General features: G+C 49.7%; 22 protein-coding genes. 2 read left to right on the plus strand and 20 right to left on the minus strand.

Annotated features, from left to right (window positions below):
• Positions 1-14: 14 nt before the first annotated feature.
• The 9 genes from LAJLEIBI_RS15865 to LAJLEIBI_RS15905 form a co-directional block, all read right to left on the minus strand.
• A complete protein-coding gene (locus LAJLEIBI_RS15865; protein WP_006443158.1) occupies positions 15-1,043 on the minus strand; it encodes an NAD(P)-dependent alcohol dehydrogenase in 1,029 nt (342 codons plus the stop codon).
• A gap of 40 nt (positions 1,044-1,083) precedes the next feature.
• On the minus strand, positions 1,084-2,193 hold the full coding sequence (locus LAJLEIBI_RS15870; RefSeq protein WP_040435037.1) for an ABC transporter ATP-binding protein: 1,110 nt from the start codon (positions 2,191-2,193) through the stop codon (positions 1,084-1,086).
• A 17-nt stretch (positions 2,194-2,210) separates the two neighbouring features.
• Positions 2,211-4,004 carry an L-fucose isomerase gene (locus LAJLEIBI_RS15875; protein ID WP_147570494.1) on the minus strand — a complete coding sequence of 598 codons (1,794 nt, stop codon included), beginning with the start codon at positions 4,002-4,004 and terminating at the stop codon, positions 2,211-2,213.
• A gap of 52 nt (positions 4,005-4,056) precedes the next feature.
• Positions 4,057-4,821, minus strand: a complete 765-nt coding sequence (locus tag LAJLEIBI_RS15880) for an SDR family oxidoreductase (RefSeq protein ID WP_040435039.1) — start codon at positions 4,819-4,821, stop codon at positions 4,057-4,059.
• Between the two features lie 13 nt (positions 4,822-4,834).
• Entirely contained in the window at positions 4,835-5,470 is a 636-nt protein-coding gene (locus tag LAJLEIBI_RS15885; RefSeq protein WP_006443162.1) for a class II aldolase/adducin family protein, read from the minus strand.
• Positions 5,471-5,505: 35 nt separating this feature from the next.
• A complete protein-coding gene (locus LAJLEIBI_RS15890) occupies positions 5,506-6,378 on the minus strand; it encodes a carbohydrate ABC transporter permease (protein WP_205689569.1) in 873 nt (290 codons plus the stop codon).
• 13 nt (positions 6,379-6,391) lie between these two features.
• The gene (locus LAJLEIBI_RS15895; protein ID WP_006443164.1) at positions 6,392-7,309 is read right to left on the minus strand and encodes a carbohydrate ABC transporter permease; all 918 of its coding nucleotides are present in this window, start codon (positions 7,307-7,309) and stop codon (positions 6,392-6,394) included.
• Between the two features lie 75 nt (positions 7,310-7,384).
• Entirely contained in the window at positions 7,385-8,749 is a 1,365-nt protein-coding gene (locus tag LAJLEIBI_RS15900) for an ABC transporter substrate-binding protein (RefSeq protein WP_006443165.1), read from the minus strand.
• 127 nt (positions 8,750-8,876) lie between these two features.
• Positions 8,877-9,974, minus strand: a complete 1,098-nt coding sequence (locus LAJLEIBI_RS15905; RefSeq protein WP_205689571.1) for an alcohol dehydrogenase catalytic domain-containing protein — start codon at positions 9,972-9,974, stop codon at positions 8,877-8,879.
• A 275-nt stretch (positions 9,975-10,249) separates the two neighbouring features.
• Between LAJLEIBI_RS15905 and LAJLEIBI_RS15910 the strand changes: the two genes are divergently transcribed.
• Both LAJLEIBI_RS15910 and LAJLEIBI_RS15915 read left to right on the plus strand, forming a co-directional pair.
• Entirely contained in the window at positions 10,250-10,585 is a 336-nt protein-coding gene (locus LAJLEIBI_RS15910) for a helix-turn-helix domain-containing protein (RefSeq protein WP_040435043.1), read from the plus strand.
• 82 nt (positions 10,586-10,667) lie between these two features.
• A complete protein-coding gene (locus LAJLEIBI_RS15915; protein WP_006443168.1) occupies positions 10,668-11,456 on the plus strand; it encodes a DeoR/GlpR family DNA-binding transcription regulator in 789 nt (262 codons plus the stop codon).
• A gap of 186 nt (positions 11,457-11,642) precedes the next feature.
• Here LAJLEIBI_RS15915 and LAJLEIBI_RS15920 read toward each other — a convergent pair whose 3' ends face one another.
• From LAJLEIBI_RS15920 to LAJLEIBI_RS15975, 11 genes are all read right to left on the minus strand, one after another.
• Positions 11,643-13,379, minus strand: coding sequence for a carbon starvation CstA family protein (locus LAJLEIBI_RS15920; RefSeq protein WP_006443169.1), 1,737 nt, complete (start codon positions 13,377-13,379; stop codon positions 11,643-11,645).
• 70 nt (positions 13,380-13,449) lie between these two features.
• Positions 13,450-13,983, minus strand: coding sequence for a DUF8052 family protein (locus LAJLEIBI_RS15925; RefSeq protein WP_006443170.1), 534 nt, complete (start codon positions 13,981-13,983; stop codon positions 13,450-13,452).
• A 235-nt stretch (positions 13,984-14,218) separates the two neighbouring features.
• Positions 14,219-15,478 (minus strand): uracil permease, encoded by a 1,260-nt coding sequence (gene uraA / locus LAJLEIBI_RS15935; RefSeq protein ID WP_006443172.1) that lies wholly within the window; start codon positions 15,476-15,478, stop codon positions 14,219-14,221.
• A gap of 71 nt (positions 15,479-15,549) precedes the next feature.
• Positions 15,550-16,470, minus strand: coding sequence for a carbohydrate kinase family protein (locus tag LAJLEIBI_RS15940; RefSeq protein ID WP_006443174.1), 921 nt, complete (start codon positions 16,468-16,470; stop codon positions 15,550-15,552).
• Complete coding sequence (locus tag LAJLEIBI_RS15945) at positions 16,460-17,998, minus strand: S41 family peptidase (RefSeq protein ID WP_006443175.1); 1,539 nt, start codon at positions 17,996-17,998, stop codon at positions 16,460-16,462. The genes LAJLEIBI_RS15940 and LAJLEIBI_RS15945 overlap by 11 nt, the downstream gene beginning before the upstream one ends.
• 221 nt (positions 17,999-18,219) lie before the next feature.
• Positions 18,220-19,413 carry an elongation factor Tu gene (gene tuf / locus LAJLEIBI_RS15950; RefSeq protein ID WP_006443176.1) on the minus strand — a complete coding sequence of 398 codons (1,194 nt, stop codon included), beginning with the start codon at positions 19,411-19,413 and terminating at the stop codon, positions 18,220-18,222.
• A 136-nt stretch (positions 19,414-19,549) separates the two neighbouring features.
• The gene (fusA, locus tag LAJLEIBI_RS15955; RefSeq protein ID WP_006443177.1) at positions 19,550-21,667 is read right to left on the minus strand and encodes an elongation factor G; all 2,118 of its coding nucleotides are present in this window, start codon (positions 21,665-21,667) and stop codon (positions 19,550-19,552) included.
• Between the two features lie 9 nt (positions 21,668-21,676).
• Positions 21,677-22,147, minus strand: a complete 471-nt coding sequence (gene rpsG / locus LAJLEIBI_RS15960) for a 30S ribosomal protein S7 (protein ID WP_207635512.1) — start codon at positions 22,145-22,147, stop codon at positions 21,677-21,679.
• Positions 22,148-22,320: 173 nt separating this feature from the next.
• On the minus strand, positions 22,321-22,740 hold the full coding sequence (rpsL, locus tag LAJLEIBI_RS15965) for a 30S ribosomal protein S12 (RefSeq protein ID WP_006443179.1): 420 nt from the start codon (positions 22,738-22,740) through the stop codon (positions 22,321-22,323).
• Between the two features lie 209 nt (positions 22,741-22,949).
• Positions 22,950-23,993: a LacI family DNA-binding transcriptional regulator gene (locus LAJLEIBI_RS15970; RefSeq protein WP_006443181.1), complete on the minus strand. Its 1,044-nt coding sequence runs from the start codon at positions 23,991-23,993 to the stop codon at positions 22,950-22,952.
• 387 nt (positions 23,994-24,380) lie between these two features.
• Complete coding sequence (locus LAJLEIBI_RS15975; RefSeq protein ID WP_006443182.1) at positions 24,381-25,508, minus strand: M20 family metallopeptidase; 1,128 nt, start codon at positions 25,506-25,508, stop codon at positions 24,381-24,383.
• Between the last annotated feature and the right edge of the window lie 13 nt (positions 25,509-25,521).

A 25,521-nucleotide genomic window follows, 5' to 3' on the forward strand; every position in this document is an offset into this window, starting at 1 on the left:
GCCATCACCTGCTTCTACATTTTAATAATGCCTTTGACTACATTCTGAGCATCCTCTACTACGGTCTCAAAGGCTTTTCCTGCTTCCTCCAGTGTGAACGTATGTGTCACGATCTGCTTCACATTGATACTTCCGCCTGAGATCGCCGCAATGGCTTTCGGATAAAGATTCCGGTATCTGAATACACACTTGATCACCGCTTCCTTCTCCATAACCTGGAAGAAATTATAGTTGACCTCACTCTGGGCAGACATGCCGACGAGCACGATGGTGCCGCCCCGTCTGACGATATGCGCTGTCTGTGCGATCGTCACTGGGGAGCCGGCCGTCTCAAACACTACATCCGGACCGCCCTCCAGTATCTCCATTATTTTAGCCGGCGCATCTCCTCCGCCTGCGTTCACGGTGTGCGTGGCCCCCATCTGGCGGGCATACTCCAGACGCTTCTCGTGCAGATCTGCGACCACGATATTGGCGGCTCCTCTCGCCTTTGCGGCCAGCAGTGTGACAAGACCGATACATCCTGCGCCGAGTATGACCACTGACTGTCCGAGGGACACCTCACCGAGAGACGCAGCATGAAGTCCCACTGCCAGCGGCTCTACAAGCGCCCCCTCCATAGTAGATACATTACCGGGAAGCTTAAAACACATGTCGGCCGGATGTACCACATACTCCTGCAGAGCTCCCCGCACCGGGGGCGCTGCAAAGAACTTTACATCCGGGCAGAGATTATACCGTCCCGACTTGCAGAATTCGCATTTTCCGCACGCATATCCCGGCTCCAATGCCACACGGTCGCCTGCTTTAAGTTCTGTGACGCCTTCCCCGACTTCCGTCACGGTACCTGACACTTCATGTCCGAGCACGAACGGCCCGTGAAGCACACAGTCTCCTACTCTCCCGTCCTTATAAAAATGTACGTCGGAGCCGCAGATTCCGTTGTATTCTATCCTGACAAGCGCACAGCCCTTTCTGACCTCTGGTATTACCTCCTCTGCGATCTCCATTGTTCCGGGTTCTGTCAAATATACTACTTTCATCACTCTCTCTCCTTTTTGCTGTCATAGATGTATACTGATTTCATAGAATCGATCGTTCTGTCTCCATGTCAAAGAGATAGGATTTCTCCATGTCAAACGCCAGACGGACTGTATCGCCCTCCCGCGCTTTTGTCCGGGAATGAACGCTGGCGGTCACCTTGCTGCCGGCATGTTCAAAGTATAGCAGCGCCTCCGCTCCGAGGAGCTCATACACCTGTATCCTGGCTGTGATACAGGACGCTTCCAGTACATTTACAAAGATTTCCGCGTCTTTGATATCCTCCGGCCGTATGCCTAATATTATCTCTTTTCCCACATATCCCTTTTCCTTCAAAGGCTTCTGCCTCGACTCCGGCAGCGCCAGCGTGCTGCCGCCGGCCTCAAGCGTCAGGACGCCATTCTTGTCAAGAACAGCGGCTTTCAGGAAATTCATCTGCGGCGATCCGATGAACCCCGCCACAAAGAGATTGGCCGGGCGTGTGTATAGATTCTCCGGCGTGTCTACCTGCTGGATGATGCCGTCCTTCATCACAACGATTCTCGTCCCGAGCGTCATGGCCTCTGTCTGGTCGTGCGTCACATAGACGATGGTGGCGCCGAGCCGCTCGTACAGCTCTTCGATCTCCAGCCGCATCTGGACTCTCAGCTTTGCGTCCAGATTAGACAGCGGCTCATCCATAAGAAATACCTTCGGGTTCCGGACGATGGCCGCCCCCATGGCTACTCTCTGTTTCTGTCCGCCGGAGAGTTCTCTCGGCTTCTTTTTAAGCTGGCTCTCCAGATCGAGTATTCTCGCCGCCTCGCGGACCTTCTGATCCACCTCATCCCTGGAGAGCTTCCTCCTTCTCAAGCCAAACGCGATATTGTCATACACACTCATGTGCGGATACAGCGCATAACTCTGAAAGACCATCGCAATATCCCGGTTTCTGGCAGGCACCTCATTGACCACTTCTCCATCCAGCTTAAGTACCCCGGAGGTGATATCCTCAAGGCCCGCGATCATTCTCAATGTAGTAGATTTCCCGCACCCGGACGGTCCGACAAAGATGAGGAACTCTTTATCTTTGATCTCCAGGCTGAAATTCTCTACAGCGCTTACTCCATTCGGATAAGTCTTGCAGATATTCTCCATGCTGATATTTGCCATCCTGATATCCTCCATTCTTATTTATATAGCGGCCCGTAATTTCTGCAGGCCCGGTAATCCTGGCTTTCCTTGTCCATGCCGTAAGCATTCCAGCATGCCGGGCGGAATATCTTTTCTTCTTCCACATTGTGCATACACACAGGAATTCTCAGTATGGACGCGAGCGTGATCAAGTCTGCGCCTATATGCCCATAGCTTATGGCCGCATGGTTGGCGCCCCAGTTATTCATCACATCATAGGCGGACCGGAATGCGCCTTCTCCGGTCACTCTAGGCACAAACCAGGTGCACGGCCACGTGTGATCTGTCCTCCTCCAGAGTATATCCGTCACCTCGTCCGGCAGCGCGGCCGTATATCCTTCTGCGATCTGGATCACCGGTCCAAGACCTTTTACAAGATTGACTCTTGTCATCGTTACCGGCATCTCTGCCCTCGTCACAAACCGGGACGAATAACCGCCCCCGCGGAAGTATCCCTGATCTGCCGGGCACCAGACGGCGGCTTTCAGGCAGGCCTCTATGTCCCGTTCTGTCATATCATAGAATGGTTTCGTGACCGCTCTGCCGCGCTCATCTTTTACTTCCCCGCACATATCCAGACAGGAAGCGCCGGAATTGATCAGGTGGATAAAGCCTCCCGCTTCCCTCACCCTTACGCCAGGCTCATATGCTGCCGCCCGCCGGACTGATTCATTGGACCAGTATGTCCGTACATCGGAAAACATCTGTGCGCGGCCCGTCAGCAGCTTGCCAAACAGCATGGATACCGCGTTCAGCGTATCATTTTCTGTCGCCAGTATATAAGGCTCCCTCGCCCCGTTCCAGTCAAAGGAAGAGTTTAAAACTGCCTCCGCGAAGTCTGTGTTTGGATAATGATCTGTCCACTGCCTCTGCCCCTGGAATCCTCCGGCAATCGCGTTGTGTCCGAGCGCTTCTTCCGGGAACTTCTCTTTCAGACGGCCGTTTCCGTTCATCAGATCTTTGATGATACAGGCAGACTTCACCACGAACTCCCAGTCGCGCGCCTTCTGAACGGATGTCTTTCTGGACTCTTCCGGATTCTTGTCAAATCCTTCCGGACAGTTTTTCTTCGTCCACGACAACGCCTTCTTATATTCGTTCTCGTCCAGTATATTCTCTTCTATCCTTCTGAGTATCTCTACCTCATCTACAGACTCGACCCTCATACCGAGATATTCTTCAAAGAACGCCGTGTCGACAGAAGAACCTGCGATCCCCATACATACAGAGCCGATCTGCAGATAAGATCTGCCTCTCATGGAAGCCGCGGCAACCGCAGCCCTTGCAAATCTCAGTATTTTCTCCTGCACGTCCTCTGGTATCTCTTTGTCCTCTTTCTCCTGCACGTCATGTCCGTAGATCCCGAAGGCCGGAAGCCCTTTCTGGGCATGTGCCGCCAGTACAGACGCCAGGTACACCGCTCCCGGCCTCTCTGTCGCGTTAAATCCCCAGACCCCTTTGACCGTACCCGGATCCATATCCATCGTCTCGGAGCCGTAACACCAGCACGGAGTCACCGTCAGCGTCACCTGCACCCCTTCCCGCCTGAACTGCTCTTCACAGGCGGCCGCCTCCGGGACACGTCCGATGGTTCCCCTTGCAATGACCGTCCGGACCGGTTTCCCGTCAGAATAAGTCAGGCGGGCTTCCATCAGTTCTGCCGCCTTGCGGGCCATCTCCATTGTCTGCTCTTCCAGGGAACCTCTGACATCCAGCATTCCTTTTCTTGCGTCGATCACAGGCCGGATCCCTATTACAGGATACCCGCCGATATATCTGTTTTCCGCCATCTTCACCGCCCCTTTCTCCTTTGGCCGCTGACTCTCTCATTTGATACGGCCGTCATACGCACGTGTATGCACCGTCTACAACGATGTCTGTACCCGTCGTAAATGTGCTCGCATCACTGGCCAGATAAAGGGCTGCTCCCTGTAGTTCCTCCGGCCGTCCCATTCTCTCAAGCGGAGAGAGCTCCTTCCATCTCGGGATCAGTTCATGCCCTTTTATAAGGTCTGTCATGATATACCCCGGGCTTATGCTGTTCACTCTCACGTTCTTATCGGCCCACTCAACGGCCAGCGATCTGGTCAGCATGATAACGCCCGCCTTGGATGCGTTGTATGCCACCTGGGGCTGCGGGATATTTACGATATGTCCCGACATGGACGCTGTGTTAATGATGGAGCCGCCGCCCTGGCGTATCATATACCTGCCTGCTGCCGTTGCTGTCAGGAACACTCCTGTCAGATTAATGTCTATGACTTTCCTCCACTGCTCATATGTCATCTCCTCCGCCGGGACATTGATGGAGATTCCCGCATTGCAGAATGCCACATCGATCCTGCCCATCTGTCCTGCCATGACAGCGCACATATGCTCTACCTGTCCGGGATCTGTCACATCGGCCTCAATGCCCAGCGTCTCTACCTTATACTCTTCCCGAAGCCACGCGGCAGAAGCGCGGGCCTTCTCCCCGTTCAGATCCGCAAGCGCCACCGAGGCTCCGGCCCCGGCCGCCGCCATCGCATAATTTAATCCGATCCCCTGCGCCCCTCCGGTCACTAATACGTTCTTATCCTTTAATGAGAATTTATCAAGTGCGTTCATTTCTGCTACCTCTCTATCTCCTGTACTTGCTGTCATATATGCTGTAAAAATACTCACATTCCTCTTCGCTTAAGTCCAGTGGAGTACCAAGCGCGCCGGCATAATACAGCGCCTTTGTGATGGCCTCCGCCGCCTCTACCTTATTCATGGCATCTTCTGCCGTCTCGCCTACCGCCAGCACGCCATGATTGCCAAGGAGCACCACATCACTGTGCGCAAAGACAGGTACCGCCCCTTTCAATATCTCTTCTGTCCCGGGCCTGCCGTAAGGCGCCACTTCAAATATCTTAAAATTTGCCATCATCTCGGGATACCCCTTCGTCTCCACCGGTTTATTGCAGATGGCATGAGCTGTCAGAAAGGTTGGATGACAGTGTACCACTCCTCCGATATCCTCCCTTATCCTGTATGTTTCAAGATGCATGGGAAGCTCTGACGTAGGCCTGCAGCTTCCGCCGATCTGCTCTTTGTCCTCATTGATCACCGCTATCATGTCTTCTTTCAAAAGCGCTTTGTTTTTTCCGGTCGGAGTGATATATACAAGGCCGTCCTTTTTCGCCGATATATTTCCCTCGAACGCATTTACAAGATTCTTCTCGTCCAGCCGCTTTGCCACAGCCAGCACCTGGTTAATCAATTCTCTGTCCATATAAAAGTAATCTCCTCATCATTTCTTTGCTCTTTTTATCCTTTTACCGCTCCCGCCGTCAGTCCTTTGATCAGCGACTTCTGGGATATCCAGCCAAATATCATGGGCGGTATGCACGAGATAGACGCCGACGCCGACAACTGCGCGATAAACTGTCCCTGCTGCTGCCCGAACCTTGCCATATAGACAGGAAGCGTAGCCGTCGCATTCGTGGTCAGATTATATCCGAGGAAGAATTCATTCCAGATAAATACTGCCACCAGAAGTCCCGCAGTCATGATCCCGGTCTTCGTAAGCGGTATGATAATTCCCATGATCAGCTGTCTGTTCGTACATCCGTCGATTCTGGCCGCCTCCACAACTTCCTCCGGCACATCCTTAAAGAACGAATACAGAAGCCAGATACAAAGCGGGAGATGAAAGCCTACATACAGGAACAAAAGTCCGCCCCGCATATGATTCAGGTTCAGTTCCTTAAACGTAATGTAAAGAGGTATGAGAACTGCCACCGGCGGCAGCAGGATCGTTGTGACAAACCAGTTGTAGAGGCTCTCTCCCCTTCCTTCTTTCTTAAATCTGGCAAATACAAGGGCATAAGTAGCCGGTATTCCAAGCACAAGACAGATACCCGTTCCAAGCAGAACATGGAAGACCGTATTCTTCAGATAATTTATCATGGATATGTCAGATAAAACCTTCTGCCATGTCACCAGCGTGGGATGGAAAAAGATTGCCGGCACCGCAGCCTCCGCTTCTGTCTTAAACCCGCTCAGGATCATATACAAGATGGGGAAAAAATAAAGCAACGCAAAAGCCAGTATGATCATTCCTATTATCCACCGTCTCACTTCTTTTTTCGCCGCGGCCTTCCTGCTTCTTGAATCCCGCTTCACTACTGCTTTCTTCACTTTGTCCCCTCCTTTACTCATATACTGCGCGCCGCTTTTTGATCGCCCTGAATATCAGGTTGATGATCGTAAGCGTCACGACAACGGTTATGACAGACAGGGCCGCAGCTCTTCCTACATTCGACCCGCTGAACAGTGTCTTGTATATATAATAGGTCAGCGTATAGGACTTCTGTCCCGGGCCGCCCCCCGTAGTTGTGAGTATAAGGCCGAATTCCTTGACAAGGAAGATAAGGCCCAGCATGAGCGCCACCTGCATATGATTGAATATCATAGGCAGCTTTATCTTAAATATCATCTCAAACCGGCTGCATCCGTCAAGGTCGGCCCGCTCCAGCACTTCCGCCGGGATTCCCTGCAGGCCTCCTAAAAGGACGAGCACGAAGAAGGGCATCCACTGCCAGACGAACAGGAAGACGATCAAGGGTCTGGCATAATAGCTGACAAAATCGATCGCCTTTATTCCCATCCAGTCCGCGATCGTTCCGACCCAGCCAAAGTTCGTATTCAGGATCACGGTCTTCCAGAGCACGCCCGTGGTCGTCGTCATGATAAAAAACGGGCTCAGGATCAAAGTCCTGGACAGTGTCCTGCCCGGTATATCACAGTCAAGCATCAGCGCGATAAGGTAACCGAACACAAGACATAAGACAAGGGCTGCCCCGATCATCAGAAGTGTCTGAAGACAGATGACATAGAATTCGGAATCTCCCAGATAATAGATGAAATTCTTAAGCCCCGAAAAAGTGATTCCCTGATCCGGACGTACAATGTTCCACTGCAGTGTCGAGAAGATGATCGTCAGGATAAATGGGATCTGTGTAGCGACCGCCACTATCACACATGCCGGCACGACAAAAGTTCTCTCTGCCGGATATTTTTTCTTTGTTATTTTTACTGTTTTACTCATAGGCTCCATTCCATTCTTCATATAGCGGCCAATGTTTAAAAGGGCTGCTGCCCGGCCATTATCCGGCGTAAGACAGCTGCCCTTACTGTATTGGTCCTACTTCTTATAACCGCCTTCTTCTGCAGCTTGTTCAAAGGCTTTCTGTGTTGTGGCCAAAGCTTCATCCAGAGTGATCTCGTCTGTGACATAAGCGGCCAGCGCCTCTGTCATCTTATCCCCTGCCTCCTGGAATTCCGGAATGGCAATGTACTGTAATCCGACATAAGGAACCTCGTCTTTACATGGATGGTTGAAATCCAGGTCAGACAGCGCATCCAGCGTAGGCTGCGCATACGGAAGATCCTTGTACGCGTCCAGCTCATAAGTGGAAGCTCTTACACCCGACGGAGTGGAAGCTCCGCTTGGATCCTTCTCAAGGGAGAGGTTCACATAATCCTTGGAGCATGCCCATACCATGAAGTCAAATGCAGCCTGCTTCTTCTCATCGGAGGAATTCGGATTGATGTTCATACCCCAGTTCCAGAGCCATCCTGCCGGTGACGGCGCATATCCTACCTTGCCTTTGATCAGAGAATCATCTGCTTCCAGATTCGGGCCGTTTGATGTGGCGTCATACCAGATTCCACATTTGCCGGAATTCATGAGACTGATGCACTCATTATACGTATACGTAATGATGTCATCCTGCCCTGCGTCGCGGAGAACCTTCTTATACATCTCCCATGCCGCTCTCTGCTCATCTGTCTCTACGGTTGCATTCCAGTCCATATCATAGAACTTTCCGCCGAGTGCATTCACTATGGTGACGAACGGAGCGCCGCTCATGCCCCAGCCCGGAGCGCCGCGCATGGTCATTCCCGTGATCCCGGCAGCCTCGTCGTCGACTGCTGCCGCGATGTCATAGATATCATCCCACGTAGGCTTCTCCGGCATAGTCACACCGGCATTCTCAAGCAGTTCCTTGTTGTACATAAAGAAGCTTGCCTCGCCAAAGAACGGCAGCGCATAGATATCGCCGGTCTCCGGGTCAGATAAAGAATCCAGCATACTCGGGAAAATATCTTCCACATCAAGAGCTTCTTTCTGTTCGTCACTCATTTTGTCAATATACGGCTGAAGATTTTCCGCCCATCCGTAAGTGATCCAGAAGTTGGCTTCATAAGGGCCTGTAAAGTAGATATCGTATGTTGTCCCCCCGGTTGATGCCTCAAGCGTGGCTTTCTCACGCAGGTCGTTCTCCGGAAGCACTGCAAAGTCAAGTTTGACCCCCTCTTCCTTGTAGTATTCTCCTGCCAGCTTGACCAGGTTTGATACGATCGGATTGTTCAGTGTTGCGATAGATACTACGATTTCATCACCAGATGATTTTTTGCTTTTCTTGTCATCTGATTTTCCCGCACATGCCGCAAGTCCGGCACACATGCACAACACGATCAGAAGCGCCAATATTCTTTTTTTCATAAAACTTTTACCTCCTTTTTTGGTACTGATCGAACTTCAGACGTTCAACCAGATATAATAACCCGCCGCCGTCATTCTCTCCTGCAGGAGGGCCCGTTCCCTGCCGGATGACTGCCCTGCGGCAGAATTATTCAAACGTAAATACTACCTTTACAGAATCTGTCCCCTTCCCGCTCTGTTCAAAAGCAGCTTCATAATCACTGAGGGCAAACTTATGCGACACAACTCCATCCGACATAAGCTCACCGGTGTACAGTCCCTTTATCGTATCCGGGAAACAGCCGTAGCTCAGGCTGACTCCATACATATCAAGTTCCTTGCCGTCGCCGATCACGCTCCAGTCACAGGTCACCGGTTCCAGAAACAGACTGAATTCAATGAATCTGCCTGCCTTGCGTATAATGTCAAGTCCCTGCTTTACACTGGAAGGATGCCCGGTCGCCTCTATGTACACATCACAGCCGTAGCCGTCCGACAGCTCCATGATCTTGTCTTTTAAGCTTTCACGGTTCGGATCGATCGTAATGTCGCATCCGAACTCTTTGGCTTTCTTAAGCCTTTCTTCATTCAGGTCCAGCGCGATCAGGCACTTCGGGTTCCTCTTTCTGGCTGCCGTTATCATACCCAGGCCAAGACATCCGGCCCCTGATATGACTACAATATCGTCTTTGCAGATGGCCGCCCGGTCGATAGCATGCATGGAGCAGGCATACGGTTCGATCAGAAGAGCTCTCTCAAGAGGCATATCCTCTGGTATCTTATAGACAAGCGACTCTTTTGTAAGCCTTGCATATTCCGCAAATCCGCCGTTTAGATAATTCTTAAACCCATATACATTGTGGGGTACACAGAGATGATATCTCCCTTCCTTACAATATCTGCACGTTCCGCACGGCGCTATCTGCTCGACCGCGACCCGGTCCCCTACTTTAAGATCCGTATCCGCGATACCATACGTCTTTTTCTTATCTGTCCCCGGTCCCATCTCTACAATGTATCCGACAAACTCATGTCCCCCGATCGCCGGCACTTCCAGATATGGCGGCGCGCTTCCGTCTCCCCAGAATACGCTGCCCCCTTTAAACGCCTTCAGATCCCCGGCGCAAATGCCGCATCCTTCCACCTTAATAATCATCTCCCCTTCACCGGCCGACGGTCTGTCCACCTCTTCCAGCCGGTAATCATGTGCCCCGTGTGTAACAAGTGCTTTCATCTTAGACTGCATCTGTAATGCCCCCTTTTTTTGGATCATCAAAATGAACTTCCCTTGGGTTTCTTCCATTCTAGGAACTGAAACGCTCATTGTCTACATTTAAAATGTTCACTTTGACTTCATATTGATAGTTTCAAAATATTTTTTGTGCATATTGCACATGGTTCCGAAAGGCAACATGTGGTTGCTTTTCCGTATAATCTATTATAGATTTATTATTTACACTTTAAAAGTGTTATTTTTCACTGCCAGTTATTGGTAAAATAGTAGAAAAGGATGTGAATATTGTGAAAAATCTCAAAAAACTGAGAACAGAAAGAAATCTAAGCCAGCAGCAGCTGGCAGACATGCTTCACACGACCCAACAGAATATTTATAAATATGAAAACGGAATCTCAGAGCCTAACTTAGAAACTTTGAAGAATATGGCCGATCATTTCCAAACCTCCATAGACTATCTTGTCGGATATACTTCAATACGGCACAAGATAGAACCGGTGTCCGAATACGATCTGAACAGTGATGAACAGACTTTGATCCAAAAATACCGAAAGCTTCTCCCGAGAATCCGCAGAATTGTCCACATCATTATTGACGAGTATCTGGTAAGCTCCGGCAGGTGATGAGGCAACGCTTTCTTGACATCCACAATCGCGCTATCTATAATCATAATATGATCACTTGTGAAAGGAGATGGCGTGCCCGATGAAATCAGCATCCAGACAGTCGCTTATATATGATTACATAAAGAAACATAGTGAGGTATCCATTAATCATATCGCCCAGTATTTTAACATTTCACCTGTTACCGTGCGCAGATATGTTGATAAACTGGAACAAAACGGCCTCGTTTCACGAAAATACGGGAAAGCTCTTATCGCCGACAACAGTAAGGCAGAGCTTTCTTTTTATTATCGTTCCATGAAAAACGAAGAAAATAAACAGGCTATCGCACAGCTTGCGCTCCCTCATCTTCTGAGGGCCTCTTCCGTCTTTCTGGATGCGAGCACGACGGTTCTGGAACTGTTAAAACTGCTGCCTCACTCCCACGCACTGACGGTCTATACAGCCAGCTCGGTGATCCTCAGCTATCTGAAAGACCGTCCCAATGTCACACTGTTCATTATGGGCGGTTATCTTTCTCATACGGACGGCGCCACCCTCGATTCTGAGACCACGGTCAATACTGCCCGGCAGATATTCGTAGACGCGGCGTTTATTTCATGCGGCGGTTTTTCAGCCGAAGGTTTTTTTGACAATGCCACAACGGGTATTGAAGTAAAAAGAATCATGCTGCAAAATTCTGTCCACAATTATCTTCTCGCCGATCACACTAAATTTAATTCTAATGGAATTTTTCTGGTAGATACGTGGGCCCCGATACAGACCCTGATCTGTGACGCCTCTTTCGGTAAAAAAACAGAGAGACTTCTTGAAACAAAAGATGTAGATATAGAATATCCCAAAGCCGGAAGCCGAAATATTCCGCTTTGAGTCCCTGACTATCAGGGTAAAGAAATTGTAGCACAGCTCCTGTGATAAATCAATGACTGATTTTTCAGGCTGTAAATAAAAGCCGGGATCCTCCTTGCATCGATATGTGCCCTGTCTGCCCGACAGGGGCATAATCAATGCAGGGAGGATCCCGGCATCTGTTTTTCTCTTATTTACTTCATAAATCTAAGCAGCCTTCTTATCCTGCTTCATCAATGTCTTAATACCATCCACCGCAAGCACTACTGCCAGTATAACAAGCAGAACCGCAATGACCGTACGGATATAACACCATGACACGCCTGCGCCTCCTAAGGAGATAGCCGCCACGTTTGACTTGATCGTGAAACAAAGTGATGTGATCGTCACTACGAGCATAAACGCCATCGGGATATAGAACATCTTGTTGTTCTTTCCGGCCTTGCCAAGCCATGTTGCAACACCGAGCAGGCCAAGTGCGGCAAGCAGCTGGTTGGCGGCTCCGAACAGCGGCCATACGTTGGCATAGCCTGTCAGGCCGAGGCCAACTCCGAGAATGACCGTAATGATCGTGGCAACGATCGGATTTGTGAGTATTTTCTTATATCCCGTCGTCTCTGCGATCGTCTCACCCGGATTGAGCCAGAACTCCTGGAACATGTAACGTGCCAGACGTGTGGCCGTATCAAGTGATGTCAGACAGAATGCAGACACTGCAAGCACAAGCATGGAATAAGCGACCTCTTGTGTCCCTGCCAGCCCCGGAATGGAGCCTACCATCTTGGAGATACCGGTGGCAAATACAACGGTCGGCGTAACAGTCTCCCCTGACGCATAATTCGCCCAGATGTAGCCTACCGCGCAGAGTGATATGATCGCGAGCGCACATTCGATGAGCATACCGCCGTATGCGATCGGACGTGCATCTTTTTCACTGTTCAGCTGCTTTGCTGTCGTACCGGAACCGACAAGTGAGTGAAAGCCTGAGATTGCTCCGCACGCGATCGTGACAAAGAGCGCCGGGAACATGTAACCGAGTGAAGCGCCCGTCGGCGCCAGTGTATCTTTAAATCCTGTAAATGCAGGAATATCCATAGACGCGCTGCCTGTAAACGCACTTCCGATAATTCCCACCACTGCCACTATCATCATAAAATAGAGCAGGAAAGAGCTCAGATAATCTCTCGGCTGCAGAAGGATCCATACAGGTGTTACGGATGCGACCGTAATATAGATTCCCACAATGATCATCCATGCCGTATTGCTTAAGTATAACGGATGCCAGTTAAAACCGATGGCCATACAGGCGGCAATAGCGATCACGCCGACGACCGTTGACACGCCGAGGGACGCGTTACGTCTGTATACGAGCAGGCCGAACACAATAGCAATTACGATAAATAAAATAGAAATCATGGCGGTCCTGGCATTCGCCGCACTTGCCGCCACATCCACAGCCCCGCTTTCTGTATATGTAGCCATAAATGTATTGGCAACTATAGACGCAAACGCTGCAACCACGAGAATCAATGTAAGATAGGAGAACGTGATAAACAATTTCTTTGCCTTCGTTCCCATGGAATCTGCTATAACTTCGCCCATGGACTGTCCTTTATGGCGGATCGACGCAAACAGTGCGCCAAAGTCATGGACAGCTCCAAAGAAGATACCTCCGATCAGCACCCACAGCAATACAGGCACCCAGCCGAATACAGCCGCCTGGATCGGTCCGTTGATCGGTCCTGCTCCTGCAATGGATGAAAAGTGATGTCCCAATAATACAGGTGCCTTTGCAGGGACATAATCCACACCATCCTCCTCTGTGTGCGCAGGCGTCTCTTTGGACGGGTCCACACCCCACTGCTTTGCGAGCCATTTGCCGTATGTCACATACGCAATGACAAGAATTGCAATACCGGCTAACAATACTACAATACCATTCATTTTCTTTTCCTCCTCATTCCTTTATTTCTTCTGTATACCTGCCGGACTTCCTTCTGTTTCCGGCCGGCTGCTAAAAAGGTCCCATAACTGCGGCCTTTGTATAGCCCTTCACCAAATCCCTGGCGGCGCGGCTGCCGAACACTTTTCTGTTCTCCATGTCGAAAACAAGCAGCCTTGCCTCGCTGTAACCGCGAATTGTCCATTTATAATTTTTTACGAAGCTGAACCGCTTCACTGCCTGCTTCACTTCCTCAGGGACGCCGTTCTCACATATGAATACGCCTGTGATGTATGTATACATGTGGTTCTTTTCCGGCCATTTCTTTCCCCCTCTTACGAGCTGAGGTTCTATATAGGATGCAATCTGCGTCCTGAAACGCTCCACGTCATCTGCTGTAAAGCTGTCCTTTACACGAAAAAACACGTGCTCATAACAGTCCGCCCGCCACAGTTCTGCCTTCTTAACGAGGACATACTTGGCGCTGGTCACATTAAAAGCCGCGTGTGCATCATACATATCCCCATTGATACTGCAGGTTCGTTCTATGTCATAGCTCGCTTCATAAGAAGCAAGCAGTTTTTCAAATAGCTCTCTGCCTGTCATATATGAAATTCTCCTTCGCTGTTACTGTGATACAGTAAAGCATTTCTTAAATTACTCTTAAATTTTATCACTTTTCATTCTCAAATGCAAGCATTTTAGAGTACACTCTGTAATTATTTTTGCTTTCAAAGTTTCTTCCTCCATCCACGCCGGCAGACAGACCAAAAATGCGCCGGACAGGCTGCAAACGAGCTCGTTCTGCAGCCTGTCCGGCGCATTTTCTTAATTCTTGTTTTTATTCTTCTCTGTCATTTGTCAGTTTCAGCTTGTCCAGTATATAGAAAATAAGACTCAGCAGCATACCGACGATGCATGCCAGAACCATCCCTGTAAGCTGTATATTCCCGAACTTTACGGCAATACCGGAAAGACCGGTCACAAACACCACTGATGTCAGCGTCAGGTTTCTGGATATTCCGTAATCCACCTTAGAATCCACAAGTATGCGGATACCAGAAGCCCCGATCATACCGTAGAGCAGAAAGGATATCCCTCCGATGACCGGGCCTGGGATCGTCTGGATGAGCATGGACAGCTTCCCGACAAAAGAACAGATGATAGAAAGCACTGCCGCACCGGCAATAACCCGGACACTGTATACTTTCGTCACCGCCATGACTCCGATATTCTCCCCGTATGTCGTCGTCGGGACAGAACCGATCATACCGGATATCATAGTGGAGAGGTTATCTCCCAGCAAAGAGCGGTGAAGTCCGGGATCCTTCAGCAGATCCCTGCCCACGATCTTGCTCGTCACGACCTGATGTCCGATATGCTCGGACGTTATGACGAGCAGCACCGGAAGTATGATCAGAATCGCCTCCATGCTGAAACGGGGCGTCTGAAAATTCGGCATCTCCAGGAAAGACGCCGCAGCCACCTGTCCAAAATCCACCATCCCACAGCAGACGGCGGCTGCATATCCCGCGATGACAGCTATGAGTATCGGTATGACAGATAAAAATTTGCGGAACAGGATATTGCCGAATACGGCTACCCCCAGTGTCACAATAAATACGATCACATTTCTGCCGTCGATCTTCTCCTCCAGAAGTCCCGCATTTCCCGCCGCCGAACCGGCCAGTTCAAGACCGATAAGCGCCACGACAGGACCCATCGCAGCGGGCGGCAGCACGATGTCTATCCATTTTGAGCCAAACTTGTAGATGATCAGGGCAAGCACGCACCCACAGAAACCGACGGCCACAAATCCGCCGAGCGCGTACTGATATCCCATCTCACTAATCACAATTCCGGCCGGCGCCAGAAACGCAAAGCTCGAGCCGAGATATGCCGGCGCTTTCCCCTTCGTTATGACGATAAACAGCAGTGTCCCGACTCCGTTCATAAACAGCACGATGGCCGGGTTGATCCCAAAAATAAACGGAACGAGCACAGATGCCCCGAACATGGCAAACATATGCTGGATACTGAGCGGCACGAGCAGCCGGAAAGGGACCTTGTCCTCCACCTGGATAATCTTACGACCTTCCATTTTATTTCCTCCTCATCTGTTCTTTTCTTGTTTTTACTCTCGATTCCCATTATACCATGAACACAGACAAGTTAAAATAATGTTTTTAAAGACCGGCTCCATTCTGCCGCGCCAACCGAAGAAACGGCAAGCGCACCGCACTTGTTGGCATATACGGCGCACTCTTTTAATGACCTCCCCTCCGAAAGCGCGTTTAGAAAGCCTGCGGCAAAGCTGTCCCCTGCCCCCGTCGTATCGACACATTCCACACCCGGCTCAGCCGGCACGGCAAAGCACTCTGTCCTGCTATGCACAACGCATCCGGCCCCCCCGCATTTTATGATAACATTGGCGGCTCCCGCCTGCACAAGGCAGGCGGCCGACTCTTCCGGCGCTTCCCGGCCTGTTATGAGTGACGCCTCCTTCGCGTTGGCGAACAGATAGTCAACATATGCGAGCGCCGGCGCCATGTCCTCTGCCGTCTCGCCGTTTTTACATGTTGTCATGTCGGCACAGACTGTGATCCCCTGTTCCCCGGCCGTTTTGAAAATACGCACAAGCGCGGCCGTATCTATTTCCGGAGAGACAAAGATACTGGCAAAGCACAGAATCTTTGTACACGGAGAAAACGGCATCTTAATATGAGAGAGTGAGAGCTTTCTCAGACTGCCGTGCGGATTGGTAAGAAAGCTCCTCTCGCCGTCATCCTCCACAAGCACGATATTGATGCCTGTAGCAATATCGTCATGAAAACAGCCATCCTCCAGAACAATTCCTTCCGCAGCACAGTGTTCCGCCAGCATCCTGCCGGCCATGTCTTTCCCGATCACGGTGGCAAGCCTCACACGTTTTCCAAGCCGGGCAAGCACAGTCGCCTCATTCAGGGCGTCTCCCCCCGTGGACATGCGTATCTCATCCGCAGGTTTAGAGCCTGTCTTAAACACATCGGCGCCGACCGGCCGGGCAAGCACGTCAACGATCGCCGCGCCGATGATCAATATCTCACTGTCCATCTGCCTTTCCCTCCTCTTCCCCTTCGTATTTCTCCAGAAATAACTCCAGCCTCTCTTCACAGTCCTTCCCGGTGAGGTAAAGATCCGGCGAAAATCCCCGGCCTTCTTTAAAATAATCCTCATCCCACTGGTACAGGCTGGCGCCGAAACTCACAGGCACACCTGATACAGGAAGCCACAAGATCTCCGTAACGTCCCCGGACAGACAGCCAAAGGTGTCTGCGCCTATGACGACCGTATTCTCTATGGCACGGCAGGAATCTGTCATCATCTCCGCACACGACGCAGACCTTCTGCTCGTCACAAGAAAGAGCCGCTGTGCGTTCTCTATGTGTTTTTCATTATGAGGACGAATCACCTTATATCCGTTCTCCTCTGTCTGTCCCATTCTCAGATACATTGCCTCGTCCTCAGCATAAGCTTTTTTATCCTCTTCCTCCGTCAGCAGTTCTTCTTTGTTCATCCGCCTCAGCACATTGGCGTGAGTCATATAAAGACTTCCCGTATATTCCTCAAACCAGCCGCCGAGCGTCCGTTCCTCCCCGCCGGCATTATCGCTTAAGTCGATGACCGCGTAAGGATGTTTTTTTATCTTTGATGCTGACAGGATAAACTCCTGAGAACTGTCTCTCTCCGGCCTTGGAAACTTGTTCCACTTGATCCACGGAATCCCTCCCCGCTCCTCATACCGGTAGCTCTCCTTCTTCGGCACCTCTTCATCCTCATCATAGTCTGTCTCTGCAAGTCTCACCGTCTTCTTACCGGTCTTTTTAATAAACAGTTTCTGCTCCGTATATTCTATTTCTATCTCCCGGCTCCGTTCACCCGGCTCGCTGATCATGTATGGATACCACGTAAGTTCGCCTTCCTGTCCTATGGAGGGCCTTAGATATTTTTCCGGAGCCTCCCCGCCGATCTTCTCTATCTCCTTCGTGCATTCTTTATCCATATAATACGTTCCATCATTTTTCCAGTAGCTCTTTTCCTGATTTCCCAGCAGGCAGCATTCCTCCGTCGTTGAAAATCCTATGGAAAAATGGCGGTCGTTGTCCACCGCAAAAGCAAATTCCCTGCCGAGCAGTTCCTCATATTCGCCGAATTCTTTCTTGCGGTCCCCTTCAAATGCTTTCATCACATTGCCGGCCGCCACTTCAAACGCCTCGTCCCCGCCGCTTCGCCCATAATTCCCATAATAAGAGCGAAGCAGCCGCAGAAACCAGGCCAGCTCCTGCTCTGCGTCTTCTTTACTTATCCAGGGCGCCATCTCCTTCTGTTCCTTTACTGTCTGCCACAGGTCAAAGTCAGTCCCCCCAAAAGTCTCTTTATCGCGTCCGGCTTTGTAAAAGTATTCGTCCGGTATACTTTCAGGCGCACTGAGCCCCTCATTTTTCTTCTCCGTCTCCTGGAGAAACTCTCCGTACGCGCTTTTATCATCATACTTCTTTACAGACTGTCCGCATGCGGCCAGTGACAGAACAGAAGCCATGATGAGCGCAAACGCAAGCGCCTTCATTTTCCAACGTCTCATACACCAAACCTCCCCGAAAACTTTTCCTCATGATTATTGCACATTCGCCAAATGCTCCGCGCTTGGCTCATTGTGTTCATTATATCATGAGCACGGCTCATGATTATTGCACATTCGCCAAATGCTTCGCGCTTGGCTCATTGTGTTCATTATATCACAAAAAACCCGGGAAACCGAAGTTTCCCGGGTAGTTTATATGCTTTATATCTCTATATCACTGATTATTCGATGATCTTGGCAACACGGCCGGAACCTACTGTACGTCCGCCTTCACGAATAGCGAAACGAAGACCCTGCTCCATAGCTACCGGGTGGATCAGTTCGATCGTCATCTCTACGTTGTCACCAGGCATACACATCTCTACGCCGTCCGGCAGGTTACAAACACCTGTAACGTCTGTTGTTCTGAAGTAGAACTGTGGGCGGTAGTTGTTGAAGAACGGAGTATGACGTCCACCTTCATCTTTTGTCAGAACGTATACCTGAGCTGTAAATTTCTTGTGGCATGTTACAGAACCTGGTTTAACAAGAACCTGTCCTCTTTCGATCTCGTCTCTCTGAACACCACGAAGAAGCGCGCCGATGTTGTCACCAGCCTGAGCCTCGTCAAGCAGTTTACGGAACATCTCGATACCTGTTACAACAGTTTTTCTTGTCTCTTCATGAATACCAACGATCTCAACTTCCTCGGATACATGAAGAACACCACGCTCAACTCTACCTGTAGCAACTGTTCCACGGCCTGTGATAGAGAATACGTCCTCTACAGGCATAAGGAATGGCTGGTCTGTTGCACGCTGTGGATCCGGAATATAAGAATCTACTGCATCCATCAGTTCCATGATCTTGTCGCCCCATTCTCCTGAAGGATCTTCAAGAGCTTTAAGAGCAGAACCCTGGATGATCGGTGTATCATCGCCTGGGAACTCATATTCGTCAAGCAGTTCACGGATCTCCATCTCTACTAATTCAAGGAGTTCTTCGTCGTCAACCATGTCACATTTGTTCATGAATACTACGATATAAGGAACACCTACCTGGCGAGAAAGCAGGATATGCTCTCTTGTCTGAGCCATAACACCGTCAGTAGCAGCTACAACGAGAATCGCGCCGTCCATCTGAGCAGCACCTGTGATCATGTTCTTAACGTAGTCGGCATGTCCCGGGCAGTCAACGTGAGCGTAGTGACGTTTGTCTGTCTCATACTCAACGTGAGCTGTAGAGATCGTGATACCACGCTCTCTTTCTTCCGGAGCCTTGTCGATGTTTTCAAAATCTACAGCAGCGTTACCTTCTACTCTCTGAGAAAGAGTCTTTGTGATAGCAGCTGTTAAAGTTGTTTTACCATGGTCAACGTGACCGATAGTACCGATATTACAATGTGGTTTGTTTCTTTCAAATTTAGCTTTAGCCATTTTGAATATCCTCCTTATTATATCGCCTTACAGGCATTTATTAATACTTTACGTTTACTCGGCTATCTCTGATTATATTTCAAATCGTACAGTTTTTCAAGCCTTTTTAATACTTTTTTACCGCCTGTACAGCTAATTAATCATTTTTTGTTGATAACACTTTTTCCTGTACAGATTTTGGCACCTGTTCATAGCTCTCGAAGAACATAGAATAGTTGCCGCGTCCCTGTGTTCTGGAACGCAGGTCTGTTGAGTATCCGAACATTTCAGACAACGGAACGAATGCGCGTACGATCTTTCCGCCGCCGAGATCATCCATACCTTCGACACGTCCACGGCGTGAGTTGATATCACCGATAACATCACCCATGTACTCTTCCGGCATGGTCACTTCCACCTTCATGATAGGCTCAAGCAGTACCGGAGAAGCCTTCTTCATGGCATCCTTGAACGCCAGAGAACCGGCGATGTGGAATGCCATTTCGTTTGAATCGACTTCATGGTAAGAACCGTCGTATACGTTGGCCTTCAGTCCGACTACCGGGAATCCTCCCAGGATACCTGACTTCATGGCTTCTTCGATACCTTCACCGATCTTCGGAATATATTCCTTCGGGATGGCACCGCCGACTACGCTTGATTCAAACTTGAATGTCTCTTCGCCATTGACATCCATTGGCTCGAATTTCACTTTACAGTGTCCGTACTGTCCGCGTCCGCCTGACTGTTTTGCATATTTGCTGTCTACGTCAACCGGCTTTGTAAATGCTTCCTTGTAAGCAACCTGAGGAGCGCCTACGTTTGCCTCTACCTTAAACTCACGCAGAAGTCTGTCTACGATGATCTCCAGGTGAAGCTCGCCCATTCCGGCGATGATCGTCTGTCCTGTCTCATGATCTGTATGAGCGCGGAAGGTCGGGTCTTCTTCTGCAAGCTTCGCAAGAGATTCTCCAAGCTTGCCCTGAGATGCCTTTGTCTTCGGTTCGATAGCGAGCTCGATAACCGGTTCCGGGAATTCCATGGATTCCAGGATCACAGGATGTCTCTCATCACAGATCGTGTCGCCTGTCGTAGTGAACTTGAATCCGATAGCTGCCGCGATATCTCCGGCATACACTTTGTCAAGCTCTTCTCTCTTATTTGCGTGCATCTGAAGGATACGTCCGACACGTTCCTTCTTGCCCTTTGTAGCATTCAGGACATAAGAACCGGCGTTCATGGAACCTGAGTATACTCTGAAGTATGCAAGTTTACCTACAAACGGGTCTGTCATGATCTTAAATGCCAGAGCGGAGAACGGCTCGTCGTCAGAGGAATGTCTCACAACGTCATTTCCGCTGTCATCCACACCCTCGATCGGCGGGATATCTGTCGGAGCAGGCATATATTCGATCACTGCATCCAGTAATTTCTGAACGCCTTTATTTCTGTAAGCGGTACCGCAGCATACAGGCACTGCCGTACATTCGCATGTTGCTTTTCTGAGCGCCGCCTTAAGCGCGTCTACAGAAGGTTCGTCCCCTTCCAGATACTCCATCATAAGGTCGTCATCCAGCTCGCAGATCTTCTCTACCAGCTCTGTGCGGTAAAGCTCTGCGTCATCCTGCATGTCTTCCGGAACATCAACGATAGAGATATCCTCGCCCTTTTCATCATTATAGATGTAGGCTTTCATCTCCATCAGATCGATGATCCCCTTGAAATCATCTTCTTTGCCGATCGGCAGCTGAAGGCAGATCGCGTTCTTTCCAAGTCTCGTCTTGATCTGTTCTACCGCATTGTAGAAATCGGCTCCTAAAATGTCCATCTTGTTGATGAATGCCATTCTCGGTACGTTGTAAGTGTCTGCCTGGCGCCATACGTTTTCTGACTGTGGTTCAACACCACCCTTTGCACAGAATACACCTACAGCTCCATCCAGCACACGGAGTGAACGCTCAACTTCTACGGTAAAGTCAACGTGTCCCGGCGTATCAATGATATTGATACGGTGTTCCAGGGCACCTGGTTTGCTCTGGCAGTTTTCCTGCTGAGTCCAGTGACATGTCGTAGCAGCTGAAGTGATCGTGATACCTCTCTCCTGCTCTTGTTCCATCCAGTCCATAGTAGCAGTACCTTCATGAGTATCACCAATCTTATAGTTTACACCGGTATAATATAAGATACGCTCTGTCAGCGTAGTCTTACCGGCATCAATATGAGCCATGATACCGATGTTTCTGGTTCTATCTAATGGATATTCTCTTCCAGCCATTATTGCCTCCTAGAATCTATAGTGAGCAAATGCTTTGTTAGCCTCTGCCATCTTGTGCATGTCTTCTTTCTTCTTCACAGATGCGCCTGTATTGTTGGCTGCATCCATGATCTCATTCGCCAGTCTTTCTTCCATCGTCTTCTCGCCTCTGTTGCGTGAATACGTTGTGAGCCAGCGAAGCGCAAGAGCCTGTCTTCTGTCAACTCTTACCTCGATCGGCACCTGGTATGTTGCACCGCCGATACGTCTCGCCTTTACCTCGAGAACTGGCATAATGTTATTCATTGCTTCTTCAAATACTTCGATAGCCGGTTTGTCTGTCTTTTCCGCTACTCTGTTGAATGCTCCATATACAATTTTCTGCGCTACACCTTTCTTGCCGTCTAACATGATGTTGTTGACAAGCTTGGTAACCACTTTGTTGTTGTACAATGGATCCGCTAATACGTCTCTTTTTTGAGTATGTCCTTTACGTGGCACGGTCCTTCCCTCCTTAAACATAACTGTGTAATAAATACACTGATTAATTCATCGGTACTCACATGTGTCTTTCTGATGATACTGTGTAGTGCGGCGGGACATCTTCTATACTAATAACCCGCAACTTACTTGATCATAGTTCTGTTTGTGATAACGATACTGTTTCCTGTTTCTTATTTCGCGTCTTTTGGTCTCTTGGCACCATATTTAGAACGTGCCTGTCTTCTCTTGGCAACACCTGCTGTGTCAAGTGTACCTCTGACAATGTGATATCTTGTACCTGGAAGGTCTTTTACTCTTCCTCCGCGGATAAGAACAACGCTATGTTCCTGAAGGTTGTGTCCTTCTCCCGGGATATAACTTGTCACTTCGATACCATTAGAAAGACGAACTCTGGCGATCTTTCTCAGCGCTGAGTTAGGCTTCTTTGGAGTAGCTGTCTTAACAGCTGTACATACGCCTCTCTTCTGAGGAGCAGATACATCTGTAGCTCTCTTCCTCAAGGAGTTGTATCCTTTCTGAAGTGCCGGAGCTGTTGACTTCTTAATTGATGTCTGACGTCCTTTCTTTACTAACTGGTTAAATGTTGGCATTCCTTTCACCTCCTACGATTTTAAATAAGCTGCGATTTGCATTATATGCATTATGGCGCACAAAAATACAATGCATCTTTGTGCACGCTAGAATATTTTATTATGATTGTATGGAAAAGTCAAGGATTTTAGCGAAAAAACGTGTTTTCTTTCTATGTCTTGTCATTGAAAGAAATAATAGAATGCGGAAACCGCCGGCTGCCGGAGCTTCAGATAGGTTTACCGCCCGGCTCATATGCCGGTCCGTATCCCACGCTCTCTCTCTCAATGAGCGCCGGCTGGAACACGATACATTTTCTTGCTCCCACACCGTTTTCCACCTCTTCGATGAGCTGTCTTACGCTTTCTGCTCCCATCTCATAGACCGGCTGCCTGACCGTCGTCAGCGGAACATCCAGAATTTCCGAAAAGAAAATATCATCGTACCCGATCAGCGACATGCCTCCGGGCACAGGGATCCCTCTTTTTTTCAGGCTGTTGTAAACGCCGTAGGCGGACATATCATTGAACGCAAACACCGCGCTTATGTCCTTGCCCGCGAAAAAGTCCACCGCGCCCGCGCCGCTTTCCCGGTCGTAACTTCCTTCATAGATAAAATCATGCTGATAAGGAATGTGATATTCCTCCAGAGCCTTTTTATATCCTTTCAGACGTTCCATCGAGTCTTCCAGGCCGCTCGGCCCTGTCACACATCCTATATTTCTGTGCCCTAGTCCGAGAAGATATTTTACGGCCGCGTATCCTCCCTGTCTGTGGTCCACGATGACCGAACTGCAGTCAGCCTCCTCCAGATACCGGTCGATCATGACAAATGGGATCTTCAGCTTCTTCAGTAACTGGATGCTCTCCTCGGTCTTTTTCTTGTCACTGTCTCTGGCCATACAGAATAAGATCCCGTCCACCCCTTTATTCGCGAGTACCTGTATGTATGACATGTCGCGCTCATGTTTATCGTTCGTATTGCACAGGATCAGATTCCACCCCTGGCTGCGGCAGGAATCCTCGACGCCTTTGGCCAGCGTAGAGAAAAACACATTGCTCACGTCTGATATGATCAGGCCGATCGTCTGCGTCCGCTTCTTGACCAGGCCTACCGCAAGCTGGTTCGGGTGGTAGTTTAATTTTTCAACCGCATCCAATATTTTGTTTTTTGTGCTCTTTGGGATCTTATCCGCTTTATTGTTCAGGACCAGGGATATCGTCGTCACCGAAAAACCTGTGTAATTTGCAATGTCCTTAATTGTCGTTCTCAATTTTTATACCCTCACCAGACTATTTTTTTCTGTATATGTACTTTGCTTTTGGGAGCGTTGCTTTGCTTCTGGAAGCGCCGCTCCGCTTCTCTTTCGTTACTTACGGGCACAGCCTCGCAAAAGCTTCGCTTTTCCTCGGTCGCTTCGCTCCCCAAAGTGTCGGGCAAAAGGCCTCTTGAGCTGGCTCATCGGCCTTGCTCCTGGGGCGCCGCTTCACTTCTCTTTCGTTACTTACGGGCACAGCCTCGCAAAAGCTTCGCTTTTCCTCGGTCGCTTCGCTCCCCAAGGTGTCGGAGAAAAGGCCTCTTGAGCTGGCTCATCGGCCTTTTCTCCGACACCTTGGCTCTGCCCTATACGCACATTATACAATAATTTGCCATAATTTGGTTAAAATAATCGGTCTAATATTTTTATGTATTGTAAATATTTTTCTATTTCTATGTATTCGTTTGGTTTGTGCGCGAGTTCGGGCTGACCGGGGCCCAGGAGGAGGACCGGGGTCGTTGGGATTCCTTTTGTCAGTATGGATGCGTCGGTAAAATAGTTGATCCCTGCCGGTTCTTTTGGAAGGCCTGCCAGTTTCAGCTCCCACTGGAGCTTTTTGAGCCATGGGCTGTCAGCTGGTATTTCGATGGCCTGTCTGTCGTTTTTTATGTGTACTTCTACTTCCAGTTCTCCGTCTGTCTCCTGCCTGTAACCATCGATGATCTTCTGCGCCCATTCGGTGACCATCCGTGTTGTAATGCCCGGGATCACGCGGATATCGAGCATCAGCTTTGCTGTGTCCGGCGTCATGTTTGGGACGATGCCTCCTTCTGCCATCGTGATCTGGCATGTCGGGGAACCGAGAAGCTCATGGCTTTGTTCTTCCAGCTTCTTTTTCAGATCCTGAAAAATGCGGATCCCATATTCGACCGCGTTGATCCCCTGCCCGGGGTATGCCCCGTGGCTTGTCTTCCCGTGCAGCTTCACCTGAAGCCATATGCATCCCTTCTGGGCCGTCCCGGGACGAAGGTCTGTGGGTTCGCCGATCAGAAGCAGCGCAGGTTCACCAAGCGTCTGTGTTTCCAGCAGATGTTTCGCCCCGATTCCGTTCTTTTCCTCATCACATGTGCCGCAGAAATATATCGTGCGGGAGGGCACATATCCTTTCCGCTTCATTCGGCCCAATACATACGCCATCGCCGCAAGGCCGCTCTTCATGTCGCTGGCTCCCCTTGCATAGATACAGCCGTTTTTCTTTGACGGCACGGACGGGTCCGTCTTCCACTCTCCCATCTTACCGTAGGGCACTGTATCCAGATGACCGTTCCATATAACGGTCTCTTTTGACTTTCCTTCCAGAACCCCCACCACATTAGCATGTCTGCTGTCGATGTCCTGGACGACCGCGCTGACCCCGCACTCCTTCAGAAAGCCGCGGAGAAATACAGCCAGCGCTTTTTCATTGTCTTTCCCGTTTACCGTTGGTATTTTTAATACTTCCATTAAAAATGTCTCTGCATCGTACTTCATCTGTATCTCCTGT

This window comes from [Clostridium] hylemonae DSM 15053, from assembly GCF_008281175.1.
Classification (GTDB): domain Bacteria; phylum Bacillota; class Clostridia; order Lachnospirales; family Lachnospiraceae; genus Extibacter; species Extibacter hylemonae.

Coding starts and splice junctions, on each gene's coding strand:
- LAJLEIBI_RS15880 (WP_040435039.1), bottom strand. CDS start 4,821: ATGAACGCACTTGATAAATTCTCATTAAAGGATAAGAACGTATTAGTG.
- LAJLEIBI_RS15865 (WP_006443158.1), bottom strand. CDS start 1,043: ATGAAAGTAGTATATTTGACAGAACCCGGAACAATGGAGATCGCAGAG.
- LAJLEIBI_RS15905 (WP_205689571.1), bottom strand. CDS start 9,974: ATGCAGTCTAAGATGAAAGCACTTGTTACACACGGGGCACATGATTAC.
- LAJLEIBI_RS15885 (WP_006443162.1), bottom strand. CDS start 5,470: ATGGACAGAGAATTGATTAACCAGGTGCTGGCTGTGGCAAAGCGGCTG.
- LAJLEIBI_RS15945 (WP_006443175.1), bottom strand. CDS start 17,998: ATGAGACGTTGGAAAATGAAGGCGCTTGCGTTTGCGCTCATCATGGCT.
- fusA (WP_006443177.1), bottom strand. CDS start 21,667: ATGGCTGGAAGAGAATATCCATTAGATAGAACCAGAAACATCGGTATC.
- LAJLEIBI_RS15900 (WP_006443165.1), bottom strand. CDS start 8,749: ATGAAAAAAAGAATATTGGCGCTTCTGATCGTGTTGTGCATGTGTGCC.
- LAJLEIBI_RS15870 (WP_040435037.1), bottom strand. CDS start 2,193: ATGGCAAATATCAGCATGGAGAATATCTGCAAGACTTATCCGAATGGA.
- LAJLEIBI_RS15975 (WP_006443182.1), bottom strand. CDS start 25,508: ATGAAGTACGATGCAGAGACATTTTTAATGGAAGTATTAAAAATACCA.
- rpsL (WP_006443179.1), bottom strand. CDS start 22,740: ATGCCAACATTTAACCAGTTAGTAAAGAAAGGACGTCAGACATCAATT.
- LAJLEIBI_RS15875 (WP_147570494.1), bottom strand. CDS start 4,004: ATGGCGGAAAACAGATATATCGGCGGGTATCCTGTAATAGGGATCCGG.
- LAJLEIBI_RS15920 (WP_006443169.1), bottom strand. CDS start 13,379: ATGAATGGTATTGTAGTATTGTTAGCCGGTATTGCAATTCTTGTCATT.
- LAJLEIBI_RS15895 (WP_006443164.1), bottom strand. CDS start 7,309: ATGAAGAATGGAATGGAGCCTATGAGTAAAACAGTAAAAATAACAAAG.
- tuf (WP_006443176.1), bottom strand. CDS start 19,413: ATGGCTAAAGCTAAATTTGAAAGAAACAAACCACATTGTAATATCGGT.
- LAJLEIBI_RS15925 (WP_006443170.1), bottom strand. CDS start 13,983: ATGACAGGCAGAGAGCTATTTGAAAAACTGCTTGCTTCTTATGAAGCG.
- uraA (WP_006443172.1), bottom strand. CDS start 15,478: ATGGAAGGTCGTAAGATTATCCAGGTGGAGGACAAGGTCCCTTTCCGG.
- LAJLEIBI_RS15915 (WP_006443168.1), top strand. CDS start 10,668: ATGAAATCAGCATCCAGACAGTCGCTTATATATGATTACATAAAGAAA.
- LAJLEIBI_RS15940 (WP_006443174.1), bottom strand. CDS start 16,470: ATGGACAGTGAGATATTGATCATCGGCGCGGCGATCGTTGACGTGCTT.